Below are 24,241 nucleotides of genomic sequence, written 5' to 3' on the forward strand. Positions count from 1 at the left end.
TGAACCTAAATCAATTAAATTCAGGTTATAATCGCTTTCTAATCCTACTCAAGGCTTGCGCGGTAACACCAATATAGGAACTGATGTATTTTAATGGAATCACTTTTATTAGCTCGGGACGTTCTTTAAATAGCTTTACGTAACGTTCTTCAGCAGTGAGGTTTAATAGATTTTGTTCCCGCTTAGATTTTATTAAAAATAGACGTTCGGCGGTCAACCTGCCAATAAGGTTTCCAATTTGGGTTGTTTTATACACCGCTTGTAAGTCATCATAGGTAATACTTAACAACGTAGTTTCTGTAAGTGCTTGTAATTGATATGCAGAAGGCGATTTTGTTAAAAATGAGTCGTAGGCACTTATAAACTGATTTTTAAAACTGAAACCGAAAGTGATTTCTTTTTCTGGGTTTTCCTTCGGAATAAATAACCGAACCACACCAGATTCAATAAAGGAAATATTGTTTTCAATTTCATTAAGTTTTAAGAAAATGGTCTTCTTCGGAATTACATGTCGCTGTAATTTAGAAGTGAAAAACTCCCAATCTGATGCAGATATGGTTGCTATTTGATCTAAGTATGCTTTTATCTGTTGCAAATCTTTCAGTCCTAATTATTGAAAGTACAAAGATACAAATTCAAAGCATCGTAGTGGTAGGTAGCTGCCATTTGATTTTTTCTTCTGAAACGCACTCTTTTTTAGGACAATAGAAAAAAACAATCTGTAATTAAATGGGAAAAGAGGGGGTTATGTCGTTTAATGGCACCATCTTTGCCTTATTATTACTATAAATAAATTAAATTACATTACAATGAGTAAAGGAACAGTAAAATTTTTCAACGAGTCAAAAGGTTTTGGATTCATCACTGAAGAAGGAGTTGAAAAAGATCACTTTGTACACATTTCAGGATTAGTAGACGAAGTTCGCGAAGGCGATACCGTTGAATTCGATCTTCAAGAAGGTAACAAAGGATTAAATGCAGTGAACGTAAAAGTTATCTAATACATATACTTCAAGTTTAATAGAAAGCCCATCAGCAATGATGGGCTTTTTTTATTGAAAGAAAAGTAGTGCTCTATTTTAGTAATAATTAGAATAATAAATCAATTGGCGCGATTCCCTATAAAAGTGTCGTTATCTTTGCCGAAAATTATGTTATGTCAAAACCGTTTTCTGATTTAGGTGTTAGCAAGCCTTTACAACAAAGCTTAGCCGATTTACAAATAACTGTTCCTACAGATATTCAGGAAAAAACCATCCCTGTAGTACTTACTCAAAAAGACGATATTGTTGCTTTGGCTAAAACAGGAACGGGTAAAACAGCTGCTTTTGGAGTTCCTTTGTTACAATTAATTGCTCCGGAAGATGCTACTGTACAAACGGTAATATTGGCACCTACACGGGAATTAGGACAACAAATACACGCTAACTTAACTTCTTTTGCTTCTCATAGTCCTGAAATTTCCATTACTGGTGTTTTTGGAGGAATTCCTATAAAACCACAAATAGAGCGTTTAAAGTCGCCAACACATATTGTCGTGGCAACTCCAGGACGTTTGGTAGATTTGATAAAACGTGAAGCGATTAACGTGAAAAACGTGAAGTATTTCGTCTTAGATGAAGCCGATGAAATGGTAAGCGCTTTAAAAGAAGAAGTAGATACCATACTAAAAGAAATTCCGAAGTCGAGAAGAACCTTATTATTTACCGCCACAATGCCTGGTGCAATAAAACAATTGGTTCAAAATTATATGTCGAAACATGTGGTGCAGATTGAAGCAGACATGTCAACAGCTGGACATCAAGGAATCGATCATCATTTTATGGTGGTAGAGCCCATTGAAAAGCTAGAGGTCTTACTTCATTTTCTAAATTCGAAAGAAGGCGAACGAGGGATTATCTTTTGTAAAACCAAAGCAGCAGTTAACAAATTGGCTAAAAACTTAGCCATCAATAAATTTTCTTCAGGAGCCATCCACGGTAGCTTAACACAAGCCATTCGAGATCGTATTATGGGACAATTTAGAGAAGGATTTGTAGATATTTTGGTCGCTACCGATTTAGCAGCTCGTGGAATTGACGTGAAAGATGTATCGTATGTGGTGAATTATCATTTACCAGACACTTACGACGCTTATGTACATAGAAGCGGGCGTACGGCAAGAGCAGGAGCAAAAGGGCTTTCGCTTACAATCCTTCAGCAAGAAGAAGTACTAGAAATTCCCGATTTTCAAGATGAATTAGGAATTGTTTTTAAAGAACTTAAAAAAGCAGATCCACAGAGCATTCAAGAAAATAATGGGTTGGTATGGGCTAAAAAAATATTTAAAACAAAACCCAATCGCGAGGTTTCAGAAGAGTTTAAAGCCAAAATAAAAACAATCTTTCATCATGTAACGAAAGACGAGTTGGTAGATAAAATTTTAGCAAATTATTTAGCACAATCTGGTGCTGATAAGCCGAAAGCTGAAGTTTCAAAAAAGAAGAAAAAGAAATAAATTATGGCAAATAGCATAAAAAGTCAAGAGGATATCTTAGCAAAACTAAATATTCACGTATTGAATCCCATGCAAGAGGAAGCTGTTTCTGTGATTGAAACAACCACCAATACAATATTATTATCTCCCACAGGAACTGGAAAAACATTGGCTTTTTTATTGCCACTTCTGAAAGTCCTAGATCCTGAATCTACCGAAGTACAAGCATTAATAATTGTGCCTTCGAGAGAGCTTGCGCTTCAAATTGAGCAAGTGGTTCGCACTATGGGTTCTGGGTACAAAGTAAATGCAGTGTACGGTGGAAGACCAATGTCTAAAGATAAAATAGAGATTAAGCATACTCCGGCTATTTTAATAGGTACGCCTGGAAGAATATTAGATCATTTTAGTAACGATCGCTTTTCTAGAGACAGTATTAAAACCCTTATTTTAGACGAGTTTGACAAGTCGTTAGAAGATGGTTTTGAAAGTGAAATGCGCGGTATTATCAATCAGTTGCCAAACATTAATAAACGCATTCTAACTTCGGCAACTCAAGCGGTGAAAGTTCCTGGTTTTGTGAGGCTTGAAAACCCTCATGTAATTGATTACTTAAAGGAAAAAGTAGTGAAAAAATTAGCTGTTAAAACAGTAGTTTCACCACTTAAAAACAAATCGAAAACCTTACTAGAGCTAATTCAGCATATTGGGAATGAACCTGGAATTATCTTCTGTAATTTACGAGATACGATTGAGTATTTGAGTGATTTCTTAGATCGTAATAAAGTGAGTCATACTTGCTTTTCAGGAGGAATGGAACAAAAAGATAGAGAGCGTGCTTTAATTAAATTTAGAAATGGAAGTAGTCAATTGTTAGTAGCTACCGATTTAGCGGCTCGTGGAATTGACATTCCTGAAATGAAATACATTATTCATTACGAATTGCCGCATCATGAAGAAGATTTTATTCATAGAAACGGTAGAACGGCTCGAGTGAATTCAAAAGGAACGGCCTATGTTTTAAAATGGGAAAATGAACGTTTGCCAGAATTCATTAAAAATGTAAAAGGGATTGATATTTCTAAGAAAGCGACTTACAAACCTCAATTTTGGGAAACCTTATTTATTTCAGGAGGACGTAAAGACAAAATATCGAAAGGTGATATCGCTGGTTTATTTTTCAAACAAGGAGAAATCACTCAGGATCAATTGGGTACAATCGAACTAAAACCAGATTGTGCATTTGTTGCGGTCCCTTTAGCTATGGCTGACGAGTTGGTTGAAAAATTAAACAATAGTCGATTAAAAAAGAAAAAGGTGCGAGTAACCATACTTTAAGTATATGAGTGATACTTCTCTTCATAAGGATATAGATTTCTGTATCGAAACGTTACAGAAAATTTTGAACGACTCAAATCAACTGTTTGAATTGCCAGAAGAACAGCGAATTGCTCTTCTAAAAGTAGCTGGCGCACTTTCAAGACCGAATCGCGATGAGTTTAAGCGCCGCAAGAAAGACGCTAAAAAAGAATTAAAACGGAAAATGATTGCGCGTGACAAGCACGCTCGAAAGGAAACCGGAATTCGTTCTGCAAGAGAAGCCAGTGTTTTTGTGGCACCTAAGTTATTAGCAGCCAAAGAAACGCTTAAAGACACCCCAGAGTTAGAGTCACCGAGGAATTGCTACGTCTGTAAAGCGGTATTTACCAAATTACACCACTTTTATGATACGATGTGTACAGATTGTGGTGACTTAAACTATGCCAAACGGTTTCAAACGACGGACTTAACAGATCAAGTTGCTGTTATTACGGGTTCACGACTTAAAATCGGGTATCATATTACATTAATGTTGTTGCGTTCGGGAGCGACGGTTGTGGCTACCACGCGTTTTCCAGCCGATTCTGCCATTCGTTTTTCAAAAGAGGACGATTATCATACTTGGAGTGATCGTTTACACATTCACGGATTGGATTTACGTCACATTCCGAGTGTTGAGATATTTTGTAATTATATTGAGCAACAGTATTCGCGATTGGATATTTTAATTAACAATGCCGCGCAGACGGTACGCCGACCTTCGGGGTTTTATTTCCATTTAATGGAAAATGAGAAGTTACCAAAATCAGAATTACCCATTAAAGCACAGCATTTATTAAATAGTCACTTTGAATGTTTGCAAGAGCTTTCAGACTTGAGTGTGCCTACGTCAAAAACAGCGAAAAATAATGTATTGCCAGTAACATGGCACGGTCCAGAGCCTGGAATAGGGTTACGTTCGTCTGCCGAGCTTTCTCAAATACCTTATAGTTTCGACAATGCGTTGCAAACTACGGAAGTATTTCCTGAAGGAAAGTTAGACGCCGATTTACAACAAGTCGATTTACGAAAAACAAACAGTTGGCGTTTGCGATTGGGTGAAATTGAAACCACTGAAATGGTCGAAGTACAACTCGTAAATGCAGTGGCTCCTTTTGTATTGTGCAATCGGTTGTCTCATTTAATGATGAAAGAAAATACAGGTAAGAAACATATTATCAATGTGACGGCCATGGAAGGGAAATTTCATCGTTTTAAAAAGCAAGACCGTCATCCACATACCAATATGGCGAAAGCGGCTTTAAATATGCTTACACATACATCTGCTTCTACGTTTGCCAAGTCTGGTATTTATATGAACGCAGTGGATACAGGTTGGGTAACCGATGAAGATCCGATAGAATTATCTAAAAAGAAGGTAGAAGTACACGATTTTCAACCACCATTAGACATTGTAGATGGTGCCGCTCGTGTGATGGATCCTTTAATTGATGGTATTAATACCGGAAAACATTGGTGTGGAAAATTCTTAAAAGATTACTTTCCTATTGATTGGTAGTTTTTTTTCTTCGGAAAGTTGTTAGATCAGCTACATTTTGAGTTCTTTTTTGAAGTAAAGTAAAGATTACTTGAATAGTATGGTTATTCATTTGATATTATCACGTACTTTCGCGCCCTCAAATAAATTTTGAATATGAAGCGCATCAACGAATACAAAAAACTCTTTGGAGTAGAAAAGGAAATCGAATTAAAGGCCTTGAAAAAGAGCTACCGTAATTTGGTGAAAGAATGGCATCCAGACAAGTTTCAAGATGGTGACGCTTTACAAGAAGAAGCTGAAATTAATAGTCGAAAAATTATCGATGGGTATCATTTCTTGGTAAGTATGGCTCCTGAAACAAAGGAATTAAATTTAGAGGCGTATACAGAGACGATTACCAATTCTCCAATTGCAGATTACAAGCATAAAGGATTGTTGCTAGAAATTACCTTCCTAGACGGAACAAACTACGAATACTTTGGTGTTACAAAACAAGTGTACATCAAAATGATAAATAGTAGTAATTTAAATCGTTTTGCAAAACGAACAATCTATCCTAATTATACCTATAGAAAATCGAAACGTATTCTTGAAAATGAGAACGCATAAGTGTGTGTCCTAGTTTAGGAAATACAATGTTTATCAATTATCTGAAAGAGGCTTCAATGTATTGAAGCCTCTTTTTTATATCTATTAATGCTATCTTTGAGAAAACGAAACTTTTTTTTCTATGAAAAACCTATTCCTTTTCTCATTGTTCTTCTCTGTTTTTATTTCCTGTAAAAACGATACTAAAGATACTACGAATGATACCGCTCAAACAATTACACCAGTGGTTTTTGATGGTGTTGATACTTCCATTAAGCCTGGAGATGATTTCTTTAACCATGTAAATAAAAAATGGTTTGACACGGCTGTCATTGCCGATGATCAAGTAGGAGTAGGGTCGTACCGATTCTTAAACATTCCGCAGCAAGAATTACTTAAAAATATTTTGGAAGAAGTTTCTCAGAAAGAACATCCAAAAGGAAGTGTTGAGCAAATGGTGGGCGATTTTTATGCTTCTGGAATGGATATTGTAAAAATTAATAATTTGGGAAGCATGCCGATTCAACCAATATTAAATCGCATCGATGCGATTGCTTCCATCCCTGCTATTACTGAGTTTGTTGCAACTCAGGTGAAGTCGGGAGATTATTCAATGGTTAGTCCGCATATCTCTCCAGACCAGAAAAACAGTTCCTTGAATATTTTGCATTTTTCACAAACAGGATTGGGGTTGCCAGATCGTGATTATTATTTTGGAGAGAACCCTTCAGTAAAAAGTATTCAAGAAGCCTACAAAACATATGTAACCACATTATTTGAATTAGTGGGAGCTTCGGAAGCAAAAAAGAATGCAGAAATCGTATATGCTATTGAAAAACAACTGGCAGCATCCCATAAAACTCGAATTGAACGAAGAGTAATTAAAGAGAATTACCATAAAATGGCTGTTTCAGAATTAAATGCAAACCATCCAAACATTGGTTGGAACGCACTTCTGAAGAACTTAGGAGCTAATGTAGATTCTGTAGATGTTCGACAGCCTGCGTATTACGATGCTCTAAATAGCATGTTAGGAACGATTACAATAGAAGATTGGAAGCTTTATTTAAAAGCACATTCAATAGCATCTCATGACAACATATTAAGTACTCCTTTTCAAGATGCCTCTTTTGAGTATTCTAAAGTAATTACTGGACAATCGGTACAACAATCGCGTTCCAAACTAATGGTACGTCGTGTAGATCAACAAATTGGTTTTGCGTTAGGACAGTTGTATGTAAAGCGATATTTTAATGAAGATGCAAAAAAAAGAGCATTAGCCTTGGTTAACAATTTTCAGAAAACATTAGAAAAGCGCATTAGCAACCTTGATTGGATGAGTGATAGTACCAAAGTAAAAGCGAAAGAAAAATTATACGCTATTAGTAAAAAAATTGGGTATCCAGATGTTTGGAGAACGTACGATGCTTCTATAGATCGAGATCACTTTTTTGAAAACGTAGTTGCTTTACGTAAAGATGATTATCAGTACGAATTGAAACAATTAAACAAAGCTCCAAATAGAGAAGAATGGCACACGACGCCGTCTACAGTAACAGCTTATTATAACCCTTCGTTAAATGAAATTGTTTTTCCAGCAGGTATTTTACAAGCGCCTTATTTTGATTTGTATGCCGACGATGCTGTAAATTATGGCGGTATCGGAATGGTTATTGGACATGAGTTTACCCACGCTTTCGACGATCAAGGTGCGCAATACGATAAAAATGGAAATGTAACCAATTGGTGGACCGAAGCAGATTATACGAAGTTTAAAGCGAAAACACAACAAGTTATAGATCAATATGATGCATTTACGGTATTGGATAGTGTCCCAATTAAAGGAGCTTTAACGGTGGGAGAAAACACAGCAGACAATGGAGGTATTGCAATCGCTTTCGATGCTTTCAAGTCTACAGCGCAAGGACAAGACACAACTAAAATAGGCGGGCATACCCCCAACCAACGTTTCTTCTTGTCGGTTGCTACTATTTGGCGCGTAAAAACAAGAGATGAATATTTACGTAATTATGTGGCTACAGACCCGCATTCACCTCCAATTTGGCGTGTAAACGGCCCTCTAATGAACTTTACGCCATTTTATGAAGCATTTACCGTTTCGCCAGGAGATGCTAATTATAAGGTCGAAGATGAACGGATTAAGATTTGGTAAGTCTCTTCGGAAACTAATTATAATAAAATCAAAAAAGGCTGTCCATAAGGAACAGCCTTTTTTGATACATAAGCGCTTACATTATTTTAAGCTTTCAAGTAGTTTTTCAGCAACCAACTCAGACGAAGCTGGGTTTTGTCCTGTAATTAAATTACCATCTTGAATTGCATATGCAGCCCAATCTTCTTTTTTAGAATAGATACCGCCGTTTTTGCTAAGCATATCTTCTACTAAAAATGGAACCACATCGGTAAGGCCAACTGCTGCTTCTTCAGAATTTGTAAATCCTGTTACTTTTTTACCTTTTACTAAAGGAGTTCCATCTGTGTTTTTAACTCCTTTTAAGGCTGCCGGTGCGTGACATACGAAGGCAATAGGCTTCTTTTGGCTATTAAATTTTTCAATTAAAGCAATAGAAGTTGCGTCGTTTGCTAAATCCCATAGCGGACCGTGTCCACCTGGATAGAATACGGCATCAAAATCGTCTGGATTTACATCAGATAATTTCTTTGTATTTGCAATTTTTGCTTTTGCTTCAGCATCTTTATCGAAACGTTTGGTTGCTTCTGTTGCTGCGTCTGGAGAATCACTACTTGGATCTATTGGTGCTGCACCTCCTTTTGGTGTCGCAATCGTTATTGTTGCTCCTTTGTCGCGTAAAGTGTAATATGGATTCGCAAATTCTTCCACCCAAAATCCTGTCTTTTTTCCGGTGTCTCCTAATTTATCGTGAGAGGTTACTACAAATAATACATTCATATCGTTTTCTTTTTTTAATTCTGTTTTTTCTTCTGAAACTTTTTCAGAAGGTGTTTGCTTTTTAGCGTCATTACAACTAGCTGCTGCAATGATTGTTAGCGTTAAGACGATTGTTTTTAGCATACTTCTTGATTATTAGTAGGCCATTTTTACAATTTTCTCAACCTTATCGGGTGATAAGGATTGGTGTTCGCCCAATCCTAACCATCCGCGATCTGTAAAGCGTTGCGAGATTTTTTCAGCAGTGCCTTCATAATCTTTCGTGTAATCTGATAGTTTGGTGTCGATCCCTAATTTGTGGAAAAAATCGACTGTTTTTTCGATGGCAGCATAAGCTTTATCGTCTATACTACCTTCCGTTATATTCCAAACACGTTCTCCGTATTGTGCTAATTTTTCTTTTTTAGCTTCAAAATTGAATTTGTAATGACTTGGTGCGATTACCGCTAAGGTACGTGCATGATCAATTCCGAATAAAGCTGTTAACTCGTGTCCAATGGCATGTACAGCCCAATCTGTAGGAACTCCTTGTTGAATTAACCCGTTCAATGCCATCGTACAACTCCACATAAAGTTAGAAGCTGCTTTGTAATCGGTAGGGTCTTTTAGTACTTTTGGAGCCACTTCAACAAGGGTTTGTAAAATACTTTCAGCAAAACGATCTTGTAGCAAAGCTCCAGTAGGATACGTCATGTATTGTTCTAAAACGTGTGTAAAGGCATCTGTTAACCCATTTGCCAATTGACGTTCTGGAATAGATGTGATTACTTGAGGATCTAGAATTGAAAATTGAGGAAATAAACCTGGTCCGCCCATGGCTAGTTTTTCTTTCGTTTCAGCTCTAGTAATTACGGCACCAGAATTCATTTCAGAACCTGTTGCTGGTAAGGTAAGAACAGTTCCAAAAGGAAGTCCTTTTTCAGTTCTAATGTTTTCTTTTAAAATATCCCAAGGAGTATTCCCTTCATATAATGCAGCAGCCGATAAAAATTTGGTTCCATCAATGACAGAGCCTCCACCCACAGCTAATAAATAGGTAATATTTTCAGTTTTAATAACTTCTAAGGCTTTCATTAAAACAGCGTATTCTGGATTTGCAGGGATGCCTCCAAATTCTATAACAGATACGTTCGCCAAAGCAGTTCTTACTTGGTCGTAAATTCCATTTTTCTTGATACTTCCTCCACCGTAAAGCAGTAATACTTTAGCATCTTCAGGAATTTCATTCTTTAATTGCTCGATGGTATCCTTTCCAAATATAATTTTGGTCGGGTTTTTAAAATTAAAATTGTTCATCTTCTTTTTCTTTTGTACTTAAATTTTTACAATCATTTTTCCTTTGTTTTTACCTTCGAATAAGTCGATAAATGCCTTTGGAATGTTATCAAACCCCTCAACGATCGTTTCAGAGTAGGTTAGTTTGTCTTCTGCCAACCAAGTAGCCAGTTGTTTCATGGCTTCCGGAAATTTTTCAGCATAATTAGAGACAATAAAACCTTGCATTAACGCACTGTTTTTCACTAAGAAAGGCTGTACACTAATACTTTTCGGGGTTTCAGTGCTGTTATACACAGAAATGGCGCCACAAATAATAATACGTGCAAAGCGGTTGATGTTGAATAAAACAGCATCAGATATGGGTCCGCCAACATTGTCAAAATAGATATCTACACCATTGGGAGCCGCTTTTTTAATATCGGCGGCAATGTCTTTGCTTGTGTTGTAGTTAATTCCAGCATCGAAACCGAACTTGTTTTTCAACAGCTCAATTTTTTCGTCAGTTCCCGCAATTCCGACAACGTTCAATCCAAGGAGTTTGGCTATTTGTCCAACGACGCTTCCAACAGCACCTGCAGCTCCAGAAACTACGATGGTTTCACCAGCCACTGGTTTTCCTATTTGAGTTAATCCTAAATAGGCTGTAAGTCCAGTCATTCCTAAAATTCCTAAATATGTACTTAAAGGAGCTTTCGAACTGTCAACTTTCAGCAATCCTTCGCCTGTAGAAACTTGCTTCGTTTTCCAATCTAACATTCCAGAAACATACTCGCCTTCTGTAAACGTGTCGTTTTTCGAAGCAATGACTTTCGCTACAACACCCGATTGTACAGGTTTATTTAGTTCAAAAGGAGGTACGTACGATTTAGCATCGCTCATTCTTCCTCTTAAGTAAGGATCTACCGAAACATAAGCAGCTTCTAAAAGAATTTCACCATCATTGATATTCAAATCTTTTTCTTCAGAAATAAATTCAAAGTTTGAAAGTGTAGGCTTTCCTTCGGGTCTGTTGTTTAATACAATTGTCTTAATCATGATCTTTTTTTTTATTCAATTACAGTCACTAAATCTTCCATAGGTTTCCGAACCTTTACAAGATTTACCAACCAATCTTCATCTTCTTTTCTATAACCAATAGGTAACATTACAGCACTACGTAAACCTTTGTCACGTAATCCTAAAATTTCATCTACAGCAGTTGGGTCAAAACCTTCCAATGGTGTTGCATCAACGCCTTCGAAAGCAGCAGCAGTTAAAGCTTCAGCAAAAGCGATATACGCTTGTTTAGCTGCGTGATTAAAGTTTTCTTCAGCATCTTTTTGAGGATACGAGCTTAATAGCATTTGACGGTAATTTTCCCAACCTTCATTTTTAAATCCGCGAATGTCATTAGTTAAATCGAACATATAATTAATTCTGTCTGCTGTGTAAGTGTCCCAAGCAGCGAAAACAAGTAGGTGAGAGCACTCGGTAATTACAGATTGATTCCAAGCAACAGGTTTGATTTTTTCTTTTATTTCTTGATTTTTTACAACAATAATTTCAAAAGGTTGTAATCCACTTGAGGTAGGTGCTAAACGAGCTGCTTCTAAAATACGTTGTATTTTTTCTTCAGCTACTTTTTCACCATTCATTGCTTTAGCAGCGTATCTCCAATTTAATTTGTCTAACAATTCCATAGTTCGATTTTTATTTTCTTTATTTTTTCTGAATAATTTTTATTTACAAGCTTTAATACTGCTCCAAGCAGATTGGTAGGCCTCTTCTAAATGTGTTTTATCTAGCTGAAATGCGCCTCTTTTCTGAATAATCATTAAAAACGACAACGGATTTATTGAGTACGCATATAGTAGGTAGTCGGAGATTGGTTTAATAAGTCCTTCTTTTTTTCCACGTGCCCAAAGGTCGAGTAGGGGTTGTAGGTGTTTAATTCCTTCTTGTCTGCTTGCTTCATCAATCATTGGAGTGTTGTCACATTGTGCTAAAAACATTGCGTTCTCACATTCTTTCAGTTTAAAATCGGCAATACGCTTCCAAATGATTTCAAACCCTTTTTCAACAGACATCGTTTCCGAATAGGTTTCAAAAGCATATTTGGTGTATTCCGCTTTTACTTCGATGTATGTTTTATTGACTAAATCCTGTTTGTTTTCAAAATAGAGATAGATTGTGGCGGGCGACACATTTGCCATTTTGGCTATTTTACTCATAGGCGTCGCATGAAAACCATTGTTGTTTACCAACTCAATCGTTGCTTTTACAAGAGCGTTTCTTTTGTCGATGCTTTTCTGAAGTTTTGCCATATCATTCTTATTTCTGGTACAAAGATATATAAAAATGAATGTTCATTCTTTTTTTTAACAAAGATTTACAATCTTGTTTTATTTGAAGCTTCAATTTGAAAGAGAAGGGGTTAAGCTGAACAGGTAGTTCTTTTTAGTAGTAGGTATTCACCATTGTTTTTAAACTCACGTATAGATTGCCCTACGTAACGCTTGAAGGTTTTGGATAAATGGCTCACATCTGTAAAACCTAATTCGTCTGCGATTTGTGTTAACGTAAAGTCTGAATTTAGCAAACGGATTTCTACCAATTTAAGTTTTGCTTTTATAATGTATTCTCGCAATGGCATGTTGACTTGCTTTTTAAAATACTCACTAACATAAGTTGGAGACATGCTAAAAACCTCTGATAAATTCTCAACCTTTAATAGCTCTGTTTTACTAATGTTTTCATTGATGTAAATCAACATTTTTTTAATTCGGTCGTCAGTGTTCTTAGTCACTTCTAGGTAACTACTCTTTTTGATATTTCTAATAAGAACCTCTAAAATGCTTGTCATTAGGCTTGTTACCAGATTTATGGAGGTTTCCCCATAATTTCTAGACTCTTGTAATATCATATCTATTAAATTTTCGATATGATTTCTGTCTAGATCATTTTTTATGATATCACCTGGCAATTGATTGTAGTTAGAGAGAATGTACGAAGCTTCTTTAAACCATTCGTTCCTGTCGATATCAATTCTGTTTCCATTTTTGAAAAACATATCTGTAAACTTTAAAAAGACAAACTTTGTAGGTTTACTTATACTGAACGAGTGGCACTTTAAAGGTGGAAGTAAAAAGATACTTCCATTTGTAAAAGAGTGTTCATTATAATTAATGCACTGTGTTCCTTCCCCATCTTTAATAAGGACGAGTTCGAAAAAATTGTTTTTTACCGGACGTTGTTTCCATTCAGATAATTCAATTTCTTGTATTTCGAAAGGTTTATAGGCTTCTATTATGTTCATTTCTGTCAATTTCAGTTCAAAATTAGATAATTTAATTGTAAAATTAAGATTAACTTAACGATAAACCTTTATTTATACAAACATCCCCTTTTTTTATACTACAAAATGCTTACAGCTCATTTTACATTTGTATCAGAATTTAAACTTATAAAATAGATACAATGAATACACCAAACGTTGCAAAAGAAGACATATTAAATGCATTTAACTTTAGGCATGCTACCAAAGAATTTGATGCTACTAAAACAGTTTCCGAAGAGGATATTAATTTCATTTTGAAAACAGCAAACTTATCACCTAGTTCTTTTGGTTTCGAACCTTGGCATTTTATAGTTGTTCAGGATAAAGAGTTGCGTGAGTTATTAAAACCTGTAGCTTGGGGAGCTCCTTTAAAATTAGATACAGCAAGTCATTTTGTATTAGGTTTAAGTATGAAAGCATCGATGATAAAACATGACGCAGATTACATTATGCATATGATGAAAGATGTAAAACAATTACCCGCCGATGTTATTGAAATGTATTCAAAATTCTACAGAGAATTTCAAGAAAATGATTTCGATTTAGATACAGATAAAAAACTATTCGATTGGTCTTCAAAACAAACCTATATCGCGCTAGGTAATATGATGACTGCTGCAGCATTAACAGGAATTGATTCTTGCCCTATTGAAGGTTTTCATCAGGAAAAAGCTGAAGCACTATTAAAAGAAAAATTTGGTGTAGATACTGATAAGTACGGTTTGTCTTTTATGGTGGCGTTTGGGTATAGAAAAGCGGATCCAGAATTTGGAAAATCAAGAAGAAACTTTGAAGATGTTGTTACTTGGAAGTAATCAATAAAAAAACAAAAAAATGAAAGCAATAGGATATAAAGAGAATCTTCCCATAGAAGATAAAAACTCATTACAAGACATAGAATTAAACACACCAAAAGCTACTGGAAAAGATATTTTGGTAGAAATTAAAGCCATTTCTGTAAACCCGGCCGATTACAAAGTACGTACGGGAATGCCTGTAGAAGGCGGCGACTGGAAAGTAATTGGTTGGGATGCAACCGGAATTGTAAAAGAAGTTGGTGATGAAGTATCGCTATTTAAAGTTGGTGACGAAGTTTGGTATGCAGGCGATTTTACACGTCAAGGTAGCTATGCGGAATATCAAATTGTAGATGAACGTATTGTAGGTAAAAAACCTTCAAGTTTGTCGTATGCGGAAGCTGCTGCTTTACCATTAACTTCACTTACAGCTTACGAACTATTGTTTGATAGATTGCAAGTTTCAAAAGACGATGCTAACAAATCAATTTTAGTCATTGGTGCTGCTGGCGGTGTAGGCTCTATTTTGGTGCAATTAGCTAAAAAACTAACGAAATTAAACATCATTGCTACTGCTTCAAGAGAAGAAACTACCAGTTGGTTAAAAGAACTTGGTGCTGATACAGTTATTAACCACCGAAATAAATTAAGTGAGGAGTTTGAAACTTACAAGCTTGCTGCTCCAGACTATGTAGTTAGTTTGAACGCTACCGAACAACACGCAGATGAGATCGTGAAACTGATAAAACCTCAAGGTAAATTTGGTTTTATAGACGATCCGAAATTGTTTAACGTGATGCCATTTAAAGCTAAAGCAGTATCAACGCATATCGAATTTATGTTTACACGATCTATGTTTCAAACGGAAGACATGATTGAGCAACACAACATTTTAAATGAAGTCTCTGAATTGATTGACAACGGAACCATTAAAACCACCTTAGGTGAAAATTTCGGACTAATCAATGCTGAAAATTTACGTAAAGCACACGCTTTCTTAGAAACAGGAAAAGCAAAAGGAAAAATAGTTTTAGAAGGATTTTAATATGAAATATAAATCAATCATAGCTGCATTTGCAGTAACAGTATTATTTTTCTGTAATACCGCCAATGCACAAGTAATAACCAAAGATTCTGTAGCTACTTCAAAAGTGCAACATTTTAATTTTGATGACATGGAATCAGAAACTATTGGAGAAGGGATCAAACGTAAATGGTTTCATGGTGAAAAAGGACAGATGACCATTTTCAATTTAGAAAAAGGTGCTCATATTCCTTGGCATCACCATCCAAACGAGCAGATCACCTATATTATGTCTGGTAAAGTAAAAATTAAAACCATTATTGATGGTAAAGAAACGTTTGTAGAAGTTGGAGCAGGAGAAGTTATTGTGTTTCCAGAAAATGTACCTCATGAATTTTGGGCTTTGGAAGAAACTATAGATTTAGATGTGCATGTTCCAGTTCGTGAAGATTGGTTATCTAAAGAGTTGCCAGAATATCTAAAAAAGAGCAAGTAATATGAAAAATATTAAATTCTTATTCGTTTTAATCACATCAGTGATGTCGATACAAGCACAAAACACAATAACTGAAGCCAAACTTTTTACAACTACAGATCAGGCTGTTGGTAATATTACATTTACCAATACTGGAGATTTAGTATACAGTCATCATCCTTTTTTCTCACCAGAAAATAGAGTAATGATCATGGATGCTAAAACAAAAACAAGCAAACCTTTTCCTACTAAAGCTTGGAATACACCAAGAACTACCGACGATAATTTTTTAAGCAATGTGTTAGGGGTTAGAAACGATGAAAACGGCATTGTTTGGATGTTAGACATGGCACAACGAGATAATGTAACACCTAAAATAGTAGGTTGGAACACAAAAACCAATGAGCTAGAGCGTATTTATTATTTGCCTACATCGTCAGTACCAAAGCATTCGCAGCCGAATGATATGGTTGTAGATACTAAACATGGTTATTTTATAATTGCTGATGAAGGTATTGGAAATGGGGGAGACGGAACCCATGCGGCGTTTATAATTGTTGATATGAAAACGGGGAAAACGCGGCGATTATTAGAAGGGACTCGTACCACGTTGCCAGAAAATACACCCACTGTAATTAATGGAAAACATTTAGCGGTTAATAGTAAAGATTTATTGGTAGGAAATGATGGTATTACTGCGGATGCTACTTTTGAATACATTTATTACGGACCGTTAAACGGAACTAAAATTTACAGAATTAAAACGTTAGATTTAGTAAATGAAGCGTTTACGGATACGGAATTAGATCGTAAAATTGAAACCTATTCCGAGAAACCAAACAATGGCGGAATGAGTATTGATATCGCTGGTAATATTTACTTAACAGCATTAGAAACCAATAGTGTAGCGGTAGTTTTAGCAAAAGATAAAAGCGTAAAAACCATGGTGAAAGATGTTAATATGGTTTGGCCAGATGGTGTAAGTTACAATCATGTAGATGGTTATATGTATGTGTCTGCAGCACAAGTAAACAAAGGTGCTGTATTTAATGATGGCAACGATTTATCTACAAAACCATTTTATATGTTCAGATTTAAACCGATTGTAGAAGGTGTTTCTTTCAGATAATTTACTGTTAATTAATAACTCCCCAATTATTGGTTAATAGCAGGAGAAAGCCACTTTAATTTAGGAGTGGCTTTTTTTATTTTCAAATATGTATTTAGAAGTTACCTAACGTAGTTCTTGAAAACTAAAAAAACCTTTCGACTACGCTCAAGGTGACACTCCAATAAAAAAAATAAAAATAGTATGAGTAAAACAATAATAGTAACAGGAAGTACTGACGGTATAGGAAAGTTAACCGCTTTAAGCTTCGCTGAAAAAGGACATACGGTTTATGTACATGGTAGAAGTGAAGCAAAAGTTTCAGCAGTAGTTTCAGAAATCAAAGAAGCTTCAAACAATCAAAATATAAAAGGTTTGGTTGCCGATTTTTCCGATTTAGAGGCAGTTTCAGAATTGGCAAAACAGATCAAAACAGACATTCCGAAGATTGATGGATTAATCAATAATGCAGGAATTTTCAAAACGAAAGAAATTCAGAATAAAGACGGATTAGACATTCGTATGGTAGTAAACTATTTAGCTCCTTATGTGCTGACAAATGCCATTCTTCCAAATATAAAGCAATCCGAAGCACCACGAATCATTAATCTAAGTTCTGCGGCACAAGCTCCAGTTTCCGAAGAAATTTTAAGAGGGAAGACACAAGATTCAGTGAATAGCACCTATGCACAAAGTAAATTAGCCTTGACCATGTGGAGTTTTTATTTAGCCAAACAAGAATCGAAAATTAATGTAATTGCTGTAAATCCAGGTTCGTTGTTAAATACTAAAATGGCCAATGAAGCCTACGGACAGTTTTGGTCTCCCGCAGAAAAAGGAGTAAATATAGTCGTTGATTTGGCGCTTTCCGAAGCATATAAAAATGATTCTGGAATGTATTTCGACAACGATAAAGGTGAAGACAAAGGTTATTTTTCACCAGCACATCCAGATGCTTATGATACTATGAAAACGGAAGAATTATTAAGTATAACAAATCAACTTTTAAGCGGGAAAATGTTTTAAATTTTATAATAATGGTAGCATTTCTTATATTAAGCAATCTAATAAAAGAAAAACAAAAATTGATTTGGTGAAACAGAAGAAATTTAAGTTCTTTCCAGATTGAAAATTTCGGGATAAATGGATAACTTAATTACCTTCTCAATTACTGTATTTACTGGCTTTTTTGCTATAACAAACCCTATCTCAAACATGACGGTTTTTGTCGCCTTAACACAAGGTGCAGATAAAAAAACAAAAGATGATATTAATAAAAGAGCAAATATTATAGCTTTTATAATTGTCACTGTTTTTGTACTTCTAGGGAAATTTATTTTTGAGTTGTTTAATATTAGTATTCCAGCTTTTAAAATCACAGGAGGAATCTTAATCTTTTTTATAGGTTTTGAAATGCTACAATCAAAACAATCGAATGTAAAAAGTCTTAAACACGTCGATATTGATGAAAATATAGCGGTGTCACCACTGGCCATTCCAATTCTGGCTGGGCCTGGAACTATCGTAACAGCTATGAATTTTGTTTCAAATGTTCAACCGATCCATACCGTTTTAGTGATCGCTATATTTGGTTTAATGAGTATATTAGCATATATCACCTTTAGATTGAGTGATCTGATCGTTAAATTAGTGGGTAATAATGTTATCTCTGTAATTGGTAAAATAATGGGACTAATTATAGCAATTATAGGTACGGGTATGATTATACAAGGAATTAAGATTTCTTTTAATTTAATCTCTCAGTAATTTCAACAAATAAAAAGGGTAGCATTTGGTTCTAGTTGAAACGAATCGTATTCAATTTTTTAAACCGACAGAATTTATTTTAATCACAAGAGTACTATGAAAAAAATACTAGTTCTGTTTTCGCATCCTAAATTTGAAAAATCTAGGGCAAATACAATGCTTGTAGATCGAATTAAAGATGTGGAGGGAGTTACATTTCATGATTTATATGAGCGGTATCCAGATTTTCATATCGATGTCCCTGCCGAAAAGGAACTGTTAAACCAACACGATATTATAATTTGGCACCATCCTTTTTATTGGTATAGTTGTCCTCCGCTAATGAAACAGTGGATTGATATGGTTTTAGAATTTGGCTGGGCGTATGGTCCAAATGGAAATGCATTACAAGCGAAAACCTGTTTAAATGTGATTACTACAGGTGGTTCTAGAGACGTTTACTGTTCCGAAGGAACAAATAGTTTTACGGTGAATCAATTTTTACGTCCTTTTGAACAAACGGCTAATTTGTGTGGTATGGCTTATTTGCCTCCATTTGCAGTAATGGGTACTCATAAGTTAAGTGATGAGGAATTAGCTTTACATGTAGATCAATACGGTACCTTAATTACTTTACTTCAGCAAGACTTTTCATTGAAAGACTTTAACGGTTATTTCTTCTTAAATGATATTCCGCAATTACAAGCTCAATAATTTATGACAGGAAGTATACTTTTTCAAGCTATTATTTTTCTAGCAGGCGCTATTATTTGTGTGTCCATTGCTAAGCGATTAGGGTTAAGTTCTGTGATTGGTTATTTACTAGCAGGTGTTTTAATAGGGCCTTACGTATTAGGTTTTATAGGAGAAGAGGGAGATGACATTCTTCATTTTGCAGAATTTGGAGTGGTAGTAATGCTATTTTTAATCGGATTAGAAATTGAACCCAAGAATTTTTGGAACATGCGAAAAACCATCCTTGGTATGGGAGGCTTGCAGGTTGCGGGAACGATGCTGCTTTCGTATTTTCTGTTTTTAATGCTTGGTTTTGATTGGGAAGTATGTCTGGTTATTTCCATGGCGGTTGCCTTATCATCTACCGCAATTGCGTTACAAACCATAAAAGAAAAAGGCCTGATGGATACCACTTTTGGAACTTCATCATTCTCTATATTACTGTTCCAAGATATTATTGTTATTTTCATGCTTGGAGCCTTGCCATTACTGTCTAATTTAGAGAGTATTGCTTCAGCAGATTCTCATGCCGAAACGTCTAATTTATTAGATAGTTTGCCCATAGGTTTTCAAACATTAGCTATTATTTTATCGGTGGTTATAATCATCTTTGCGGGTCGATATCTAATTGTACCTATGTTGCGTAAAGTAGCTAAAACAGGAGTTCGAGAGCTTTTAATAGCTTCTGCTTTTTTAATTGTGTTTGGGATTTCTTTTTTAATGGAATATGTCGGTCTCAGCCCAGCCTTGGGAGCGTTTTTAGGTGGAGTCGTACTATCGAATAGTGAGTTTAAACATGAATTAGAGAGTACGCTAGAGCCTTTTAAAAATCTTCTGCTCGGATTGTTCTTCATGGCGGTAGGAGCTTCTATTAATTTTATCGTCATCGCAAAAAGTCCGCTGACGATTGGTGGACTATTACTCGCCATTATTGTTCTAAAAGCGATTGTTTTATTTATTACAGGACATATTTTTAAATTAAAATTAGATCAAAAGTTATTGTTAACCTTTGGGTTGGCGCAGATTGGTGAATTTGCATTTGTATTGCTGTCGTTTGCTTTTAATTTGAATATTTTATCACAGGATCAAATGGATATGATGCTGGTGATAACAGCGCTAACCATGTCACTTACTCCAATTATAAGTATGATTAACGAACGATTAATTCTTCCTAAAATGGGTACAAAAGAGTCTGTAAAAAGACCCATGGATCATATTGCGAAGTCACAAAAAATCATCTTGCTTGGTTTTGGTCACTTCGGAAGTACAATTGGACGTTTTTTAAGATCGCATGGTGTAGAAGCTACTATTTTAGATCAAGATTCCAATCGTGTAGATTTTCTTCGGAAAATGGGTTTTGAAGTATATTATGGGGATGCCACAAGAATCGATTTGTTAGAGTCGGCGGGCATTGCTGAAGCTAAAATATTAATATGTGCAATCGATAATCCTAGCGTGACCAAAGAAATAACAAAATTAGTAAAAGAGAAATTCCCGCATGTAGAGCTTATGATTCGTGCAAAAAATAGAGATGATGCCTATGATTTAATAAATTTAGGCATGGAAAATATTTATCGTGAATCGTTAGATACTTCCTTAAACCTTGCAAAAGATGTGTTGAGTAAAATGGGTTTCAGAAAATATACCCTAACCAGGCAAGTTCAAAACTTTATTAAATACGATGAAAATAGCTTACGACGACTCGCGCGGGAATCGAAACGTGATGAAAACTATATTTTTAAAGCTAGAAAAGAAATCGAAGAACAGGAAAAACTTTTAAATGAGGACTTTAAAAGAGGTGTTGTAGATTATGACAAACATTGGGATAGCGAGGAAATTAGAAAAGCGTTAGAAAAAACAAACAACAAGTAATCATAGCCAAACGAAAAATAACATAGGTTTATACACAAGTTATAGTTTTCCGAAGTGAAACAAATTCTTGCTATTATTATTTAAATGTTTGAGTCATTTAATTATTCCTGAAAGTTTACATTGAACCATTACATTCAAAATAGTATATTTAATGCTTCGTTTAAATAACAACTTTATTTAAGCGCTTTTAATCAACTAAAACGCGTATCAATGAGACTTCCAATTGCAACATTTATTTTTTGTGGACTCTTTTTTTCTTCTTGTACTACTGAAAATAAGTCAGATGTAGAAGAACAAGAGTTTAAAATAGACTATGAAAAATTCACTTTAGATAACGGTCTTGAAGTTATTCTACATGAGGACCATAGCGACCCAATTGTTGCAGTAGCTACTATGATGCATGTGGGGTCAAATAGAGAGAAGCCAGGAAAAACAGGCTTTGCTCACTTTTTTGAACATATGAGTTTTAATGATTCTGAAAATGTTCCCGTAGGAGCAAATCGGAAAATGATTCCAGAATGGGGTGGAAGTAGAAATGGAGGAACTTGGAGCGATGGAACCGTGTATTATGAAGTAGTTCCTAAAGATGCTTTCGAAAAAATTCTTTGGATTGATTCTGATCGTTTTGGGTATATGATTAATACGGTTACGGAAGCTGCTTTAGAACGCGAAAAACAAGTAGTTAAAAATGAAAAACGCCAACGGGTAGACAATGCTCCGTATGGTTATACAGATGAAATTATTCGGAAAAATTTATATCCTGAAGGACACCCGTACAACTGGACAGTTATTGGCGCCTTACCCGATTTACAAGCAGCAACGATTGACGATGTAAAAGAGTTTTACGCACAGTATTACGGTGCTAAAAATGCTTCTTTAGTGATTGCGGGAGATATCGACATTGCTGAAACTAAAGAATTGGTTAAAAAGTGGTTTGGTGAAATACCAGGTGGTCCGGATATTGAAGAATTACCTGCAATGCCTGTTACTTTAGCTGAAACAAAATCGTTGTATTTTGAAGATAACTTTGCAAAACTTCCAGAGTTGCGAATGATAATTCCAACCATTGAAGAATACCATAAAGACGTATATCCGCTTCAAGTGTTAGGAAATTTATTGAGTGGCAGCAAAAATGCTCCTTTATATCAAGTTATTGTGGAAGAGAAAAAACTAGCTCCAAGCATTAACACGTACCAAAGCAGTAGTGAGTTGGCAGGTGAGTTTGTAATAAGAGCTCGGGCCAATGAAGGAACTGATCTAGACGACTTAAAAGCAGCAATCGATGAAGGATTACAACGTTTTGAAACCAACGGTGTAAGTGCAAACGATTTAAAACGTATCAAAGCTGAAATTGAAACTGAATTGTATCAAGGTGTTAGTACCGTTTTAAACAAAGCGTTTCAGTTGGTTCAAGATAATGAGTTTAATGGTGACCCAAGTTATATCACGAAAGCTGCAAAACTGACTGAAGCTGTAACGGCAGAAGACGTAATGCGTGTTTACAACCAATACATTAAAGGTGCGAACTACGTGATGACGAGTGTTGTTCCAAAAGGTCAATTAGAGCTGGCTGTTTCCGAAGCAAAAGAAGCAACAGTTTGGATTGAAGAGGTAAAGCAAGATGTAGCAAATGAAGAGGTAGCGCAAGGGGAAGAAGCAACCTACGAGAAAACACCGAGTACCTACGATAGAAGTGAACCTGCATTTGGTGAATTGCCTTTATTTAAGTCTCCAGAAGTATGGACCGCTTCTCTCGACAACGGAATGAAAATTTATGGAATTGAAAATGGCGAAGTTCCATTGGTACAATTTGATATCACGATTCCTGGCGGACAATTATTAGATCCTAAAGGAAAAGAAGGGGTTGCCAACTTATTGAGCGATTTAATGATGGAAGGTACTGCGACAAAAACACCTGCGGAACTAGAAGAAGCTATAGGATTGTTGGGAGCTACAATTAATATGTATAGTGCAAATGAAGATTTTCATATTACTGGTTCTTGTCTGACAAAGAATTTTAAAGGAACGATGGCATTGGTAAAAGAAATTTTACTTGAACCACGCTGGGATGCTAAAGAATTTGAAAGATTAAAACAAGCGCTAGAAACTTCTTTAAAAGGACGTGAAGCGAATCCAAATGCTATTGCATCGCTCGTTTCTAATAAGTTGGTTTATGGAGATGATCATATGTTTAGTGTGCCTGGCTCTGGAACCTTAGAGACCATTAAAAATATAACGGTTGCTGATTTAAAAGCATATTATAAAAACTTAGCTGCTGCCAATGCAACATTTCATATTGCTGGCGCTATTTCTAAAGATAAAGCGACACCTATTGTTGGAGTGCTTTCAGAGTTTAGTGGTGAAGCTATAGCGATACCAAAACAAATACTTCCTGCAGAATCTAAAGGTGGTAATCTCTATTTTGTAGATGTACCAGGGTCGAAACAATCGGTAATTATGATTAGCAAATTAGTGCTCTCAGCAACGAATGATGATGCTAATAATTTGAATTTTGCCAATGAAATTTTAGGAGGTGGTTCAAGCGGTCGTTTATTTCAAACGTTACGAATTGAAAAAGGATATACCTATGGCGCCTATTCAGGTTTCAGAAATAGCTTGGAAGTGGCACCATTTACAGTACGTACCAGTGTAAGAGCCAATGCTACGTTTAAATCGTTGACGATTATACAAGAAATGTTACAAAACTATGCTTCCGACTTTACAGAAGCCGATGTAGAACTGACTAGAAATAAATTACTGAAAGCCGATACCAGAGCGTTTGAAAGTTTAGGTGCTAAATTAGGAATGGTTCAACACATGAGTAAGTACAACAGTCCTTCTAATTATACCGAAAAAGATCAAGCTGAATTAGTGTCTATGACGTTGGCCGATTATAAGAAAATAATCGATACTTATATTGATGAAAAAGACATGATTTATTTAGTCGTAGGCGATAAAGAAACGCAGTTTGAAGAAGTAAAGAAATTAGGAAAACCTGTTATTGAGTTGGATATCTACGGCAATGAAATTTAAG

General features: G+C 35.5%; 22 protein-coding genes. 15 read left to right on the forward strand and 7 right to left on the reverse strand.

Going from position 1 to position 24,241, the window contains the following annotated elements:
* Positions 1–25 precede the first annotated feature (25 nt).
* The gene (locus BLQ00_RS08810; protein WP_093143262.1) at positions 26–595 is read right to left on the reverse strand and encodes a Crp/Fnr family transcriptional regulator; all 570 of its coding nucleotides are present in this window, start codon (positions 593–595) and stop codon (positions 26–28) included.
* 214 nt (positions 596–809) lie between these two features.
* Here BLQ00_RS08810 and BLQ00_RS08815 point away from each other — a divergent pair, with 214 nt between their 5' ends.
* The 6 genes from BLQ00_RS08815 (at position 810) to BLQ00_RS08840 (ending at position 8,097) form a co-directional block, all read left to right on the forward strand.
* Complete coding sequence (locus BLQ00_RS08815; RefSeq protein ID WP_093143264.1) at positions 810–1,001, forward strand: cold-shock protein; 192 nt, start codon at positions 810–812, stop codon at positions 999–1,001.
* A gap of 155 nt (positions 1,002–1,156) precedes the next feature.
* On the forward strand, positions 1,157–2,497 hold the full coding sequence (locus BLQ00_RS08820; RefSeq protein WP_093143267.1) for a DEAD/DEAH box helicase: 1,341 nt from the start codon (positions 1,157–1,159) through the stop codon (positions 2,495–2,497).
* Between the two features lie 3 nt (positions 2,498–2,500).
* Complete coding sequence (locus tag BLQ00_RS08825; RefSeq protein ID WP_093143269.1) at positions 2,501–3,814, forward strand: DEAD/DEAH box helicase; 1,314 nt, start codon at positions 2,501–2,503, stop codon at positions 3,812–3,814.
* Positions 3,815–3,818: 4 nt separating this feature from the next.
* Positions 3,819–5,354, forward strand: a complete 1,536-nt coding sequence (locus tag BLQ00_RS08830; RefSeq protein ID WP_093143272.1) for an SDR family NAD(P)-dependent oxidoreductase — start codon at positions 3,819–3,821, stop codon at positions 5,352–5,354.
* 135 nt (positions 5,355–5,489) lie between these two features.
* On the forward strand, positions 5,490–5,945 hold the full coding sequence (locus tag BLQ00_RS08835) for a KTSC domain-containing protein (protein ID WP_093143275.1): 456 nt from the start codon (positions 5,490–5,492) through the stop codon (positions 5,943–5,945).
* Positions 5,946–6,066: 121 nt separating this feature from the next.
* Positions 6,067–8,097 carry a M13 family metallopeptidase gene (locus tag BLQ00_RS08840; protein ID WP_093143277.1) on the forward strand — a complete coding sequence of 677 codons (2,031 nt, stop codon included), beginning with the start codon at positions 6,067–6,069 and terminating at the stop codon, positions 8,095–8,097.
* 81 nt (positions 8,098–8,178) lie between these two features.
* Here the strand turns inward: BLQ00_RS08840 and BLQ00_RS08845 are convergent, their stop codons facing one another.
* The 6 genes from BLQ00_RS08845 to BLQ00_RS08870 all read right to left on the reverse strand — a co-directional run bounded on the left by BLQ00_RS08845 (position 8,179) and on the right by BLQ00_RS08870 (position 13,429).
* Positions 8,179–8,979, reverse strand: a complete 801-nt coding sequence (locus BLQ00_RS08845) for a type 1 glutamine amidotransferase domain-containing protein (RefSeq protein ID WP_175445429.1) — start codon at positions 8,977–8,979, stop codon at positions 8,179–8,181.
* 12 nt (positions 8,980–8,991) lie between these two features.
* Positions 8,992–10,152 (reverse strand): iron-containing alcohol dehydrogenase, encoded by a 1,161-nt coding sequence (locus tag BLQ00_RS08850; RefSeq protein WP_093143280.1) that lies wholly within the window; start codon positions 10,150–10,152, stop codon positions 8,992–8,994.
* 18 nt (positions 10,153–10,170) lie between these two features.
* Positions 10,171–11,169, reverse strand: coding sequence for an NADP-dependent oxidoreductase (locus BLQ00_RS08855; RefSeq protein ID WP_093143283.1), 999 nt, complete (start codon positions 11,167–11,169; stop codon positions 10,171–10,173).
* Positions 11,170–11,180: 11 nt separating this feature from the next.
* Complete coding sequence (locus BLQ00_RS08860; RefSeq protein ID WP_093143285.1) at positions 11,181–11,813, reverse strand: nitroreductase family protein; 633 nt, start codon at positions 11,811–11,813, stop codon at positions 11,181–11,183.
* Positions 11,814–11,852: 39 nt separating this feature from the next.
* Positions 11,853–12,437, reverse strand: a complete 585-nt coding sequence (locus tag BLQ00_RS08865) for a TetR/AcrR family transcriptional regulator (RefSeq protein WP_093143288.1) — start codon at positions 12,435–12,437, stop codon at positions 11,853–11,855.
* 110 nt (positions 12,438–12,547) lie between these two features.
* Positions 12,548–13,429, reverse strand: a complete 882-nt coding sequence (locus tag BLQ00_RS08870; protein ID WP_093143290.1) for an AraC family transcriptional regulator — start codon at positions 13,427–13,429, stop codon at positions 12,548–12,550.
* A gap of 161 nt (positions 13,430–13,590) precedes the next feature.
* Between BLQ00_RS08870 and BLQ00_RS08875 the strand changes: the two genes are divergently transcribed.
* From BLQ00_RS08875 to BLQ00_RS08915, 9 genes are all read left to right on the forward strand, one after another.
* Entirely contained in the window at positions 13,591–14,265 is a 675-nt protein-coding gene (locus tag BLQ00_RS08875) for an NAD(P)H-dependent oxidoreductase (protein WP_093143293.1), read from the forward strand.
* A gap of 19 nt (positions 14,266–14,284) precedes the next feature.
* Positions 14,285–15,292, forward strand: coding sequence for a zinc-binding alcohol dehydrogenase family protein (locus BLQ00_RS08880; protein WP_093143295.1), 1,008 nt, complete (start codon positions 14,285–14,287; stop codon positions 15,290–15,292).
* Position 15,293: 1 nt separating this feature from the next.
* A complete protein-coding gene (locus BLQ00_RS08885) occupies positions 15,294–15,767 on the forward strand; it encodes a cupin domain-containing protein (protein WP_093143298.1) in 474 nt (157 codons plus the stop codon).
* A 1-nt stretch (position 15,768) separates the two neighbouring features.
* A complete protein-coding gene (locus BLQ00_RS08890; protein WP_229792601.1) occupies positions 15,769–16,875 on the forward strand; it encodes an L-dopachrome tautomerase-related protein in 1,107 nt (368 codons plus the stop codon).
* Between the two features lie 183 nt (positions 16,876–17,058).
* Positions 17,059–17,880 (forward strand): SDR family NAD(P)-dependent oxidoreductase, encoded by an 822-nt coding sequence (locus tag BLQ00_RS08895; protein WP_093143301.1) that lies wholly within the window; start codon positions 17,059–17,061, stop codon positions 17,878–17,880.
* 117 nt (positions 17,881–17,997) lie between these two features.
* A complete protein-coding gene (locus BLQ00_RS08900) occupies positions 17,998–18,621 on the forward strand; it encodes a MarC family protein (RefSeq protein WP_093143303.1) in 624 nt (207 codons plus the stop codon).
* A 96-nt stretch (positions 18,622–18,717) separates the two neighbouring features.
* The gene (gene kefF, locus BLQ00_RS08905; RefSeq protein WP_093143306.1) at positions 18,718–19,314 is read left to right on the forward strand and encodes a glutathione-regulated potassium-efflux system oxidoreductase KefF; all 597 of its coding nucleotides are present in this window, start codon (positions 18,718–18,720) and stop codon (positions 19,312–19,314) included.
* Between the two features lie 3 nt (positions 19,315–19,317).
* On the forward strand, positions 19,318–21,207 hold the full coding sequence (locus BLQ00_RS08910; protein ID WP_093143308.1) for a monovalent cation:proton antiporter-2 (CPA2) family protein: 1,890 nt from the start codon (positions 19,318–19,320) through the stop codon (positions 21,205–21,207).
* A gap of 210 nt (positions 21,208–21,417) precedes the next feature.
* Positions 21,418–24,240 carry a M16 family metallopeptidase gene (locus BLQ00_RS08915; RefSeq protein ID WP_093143311.1) on the forward strand — a complete coding sequence of 941 codons (2,823 nt, stop codon included), beginning with the start codon at positions 21,418–21,420 and terminating at the stop codon, positions 24,238–24,240.
* The last annotated feature ends 1 nt before the right edge of the window (position 24,241 follow it).

The sequence above is a fragment of the Ulvibacter litoralis genome (assembly GCF_900102055.1).
Lineage (GTDB): Bacteria > Bacteroidota > Bacteroidia > Flavobacteriales > Flavobacteriaceae > Ulvibacter > Ulvibacter litoralis.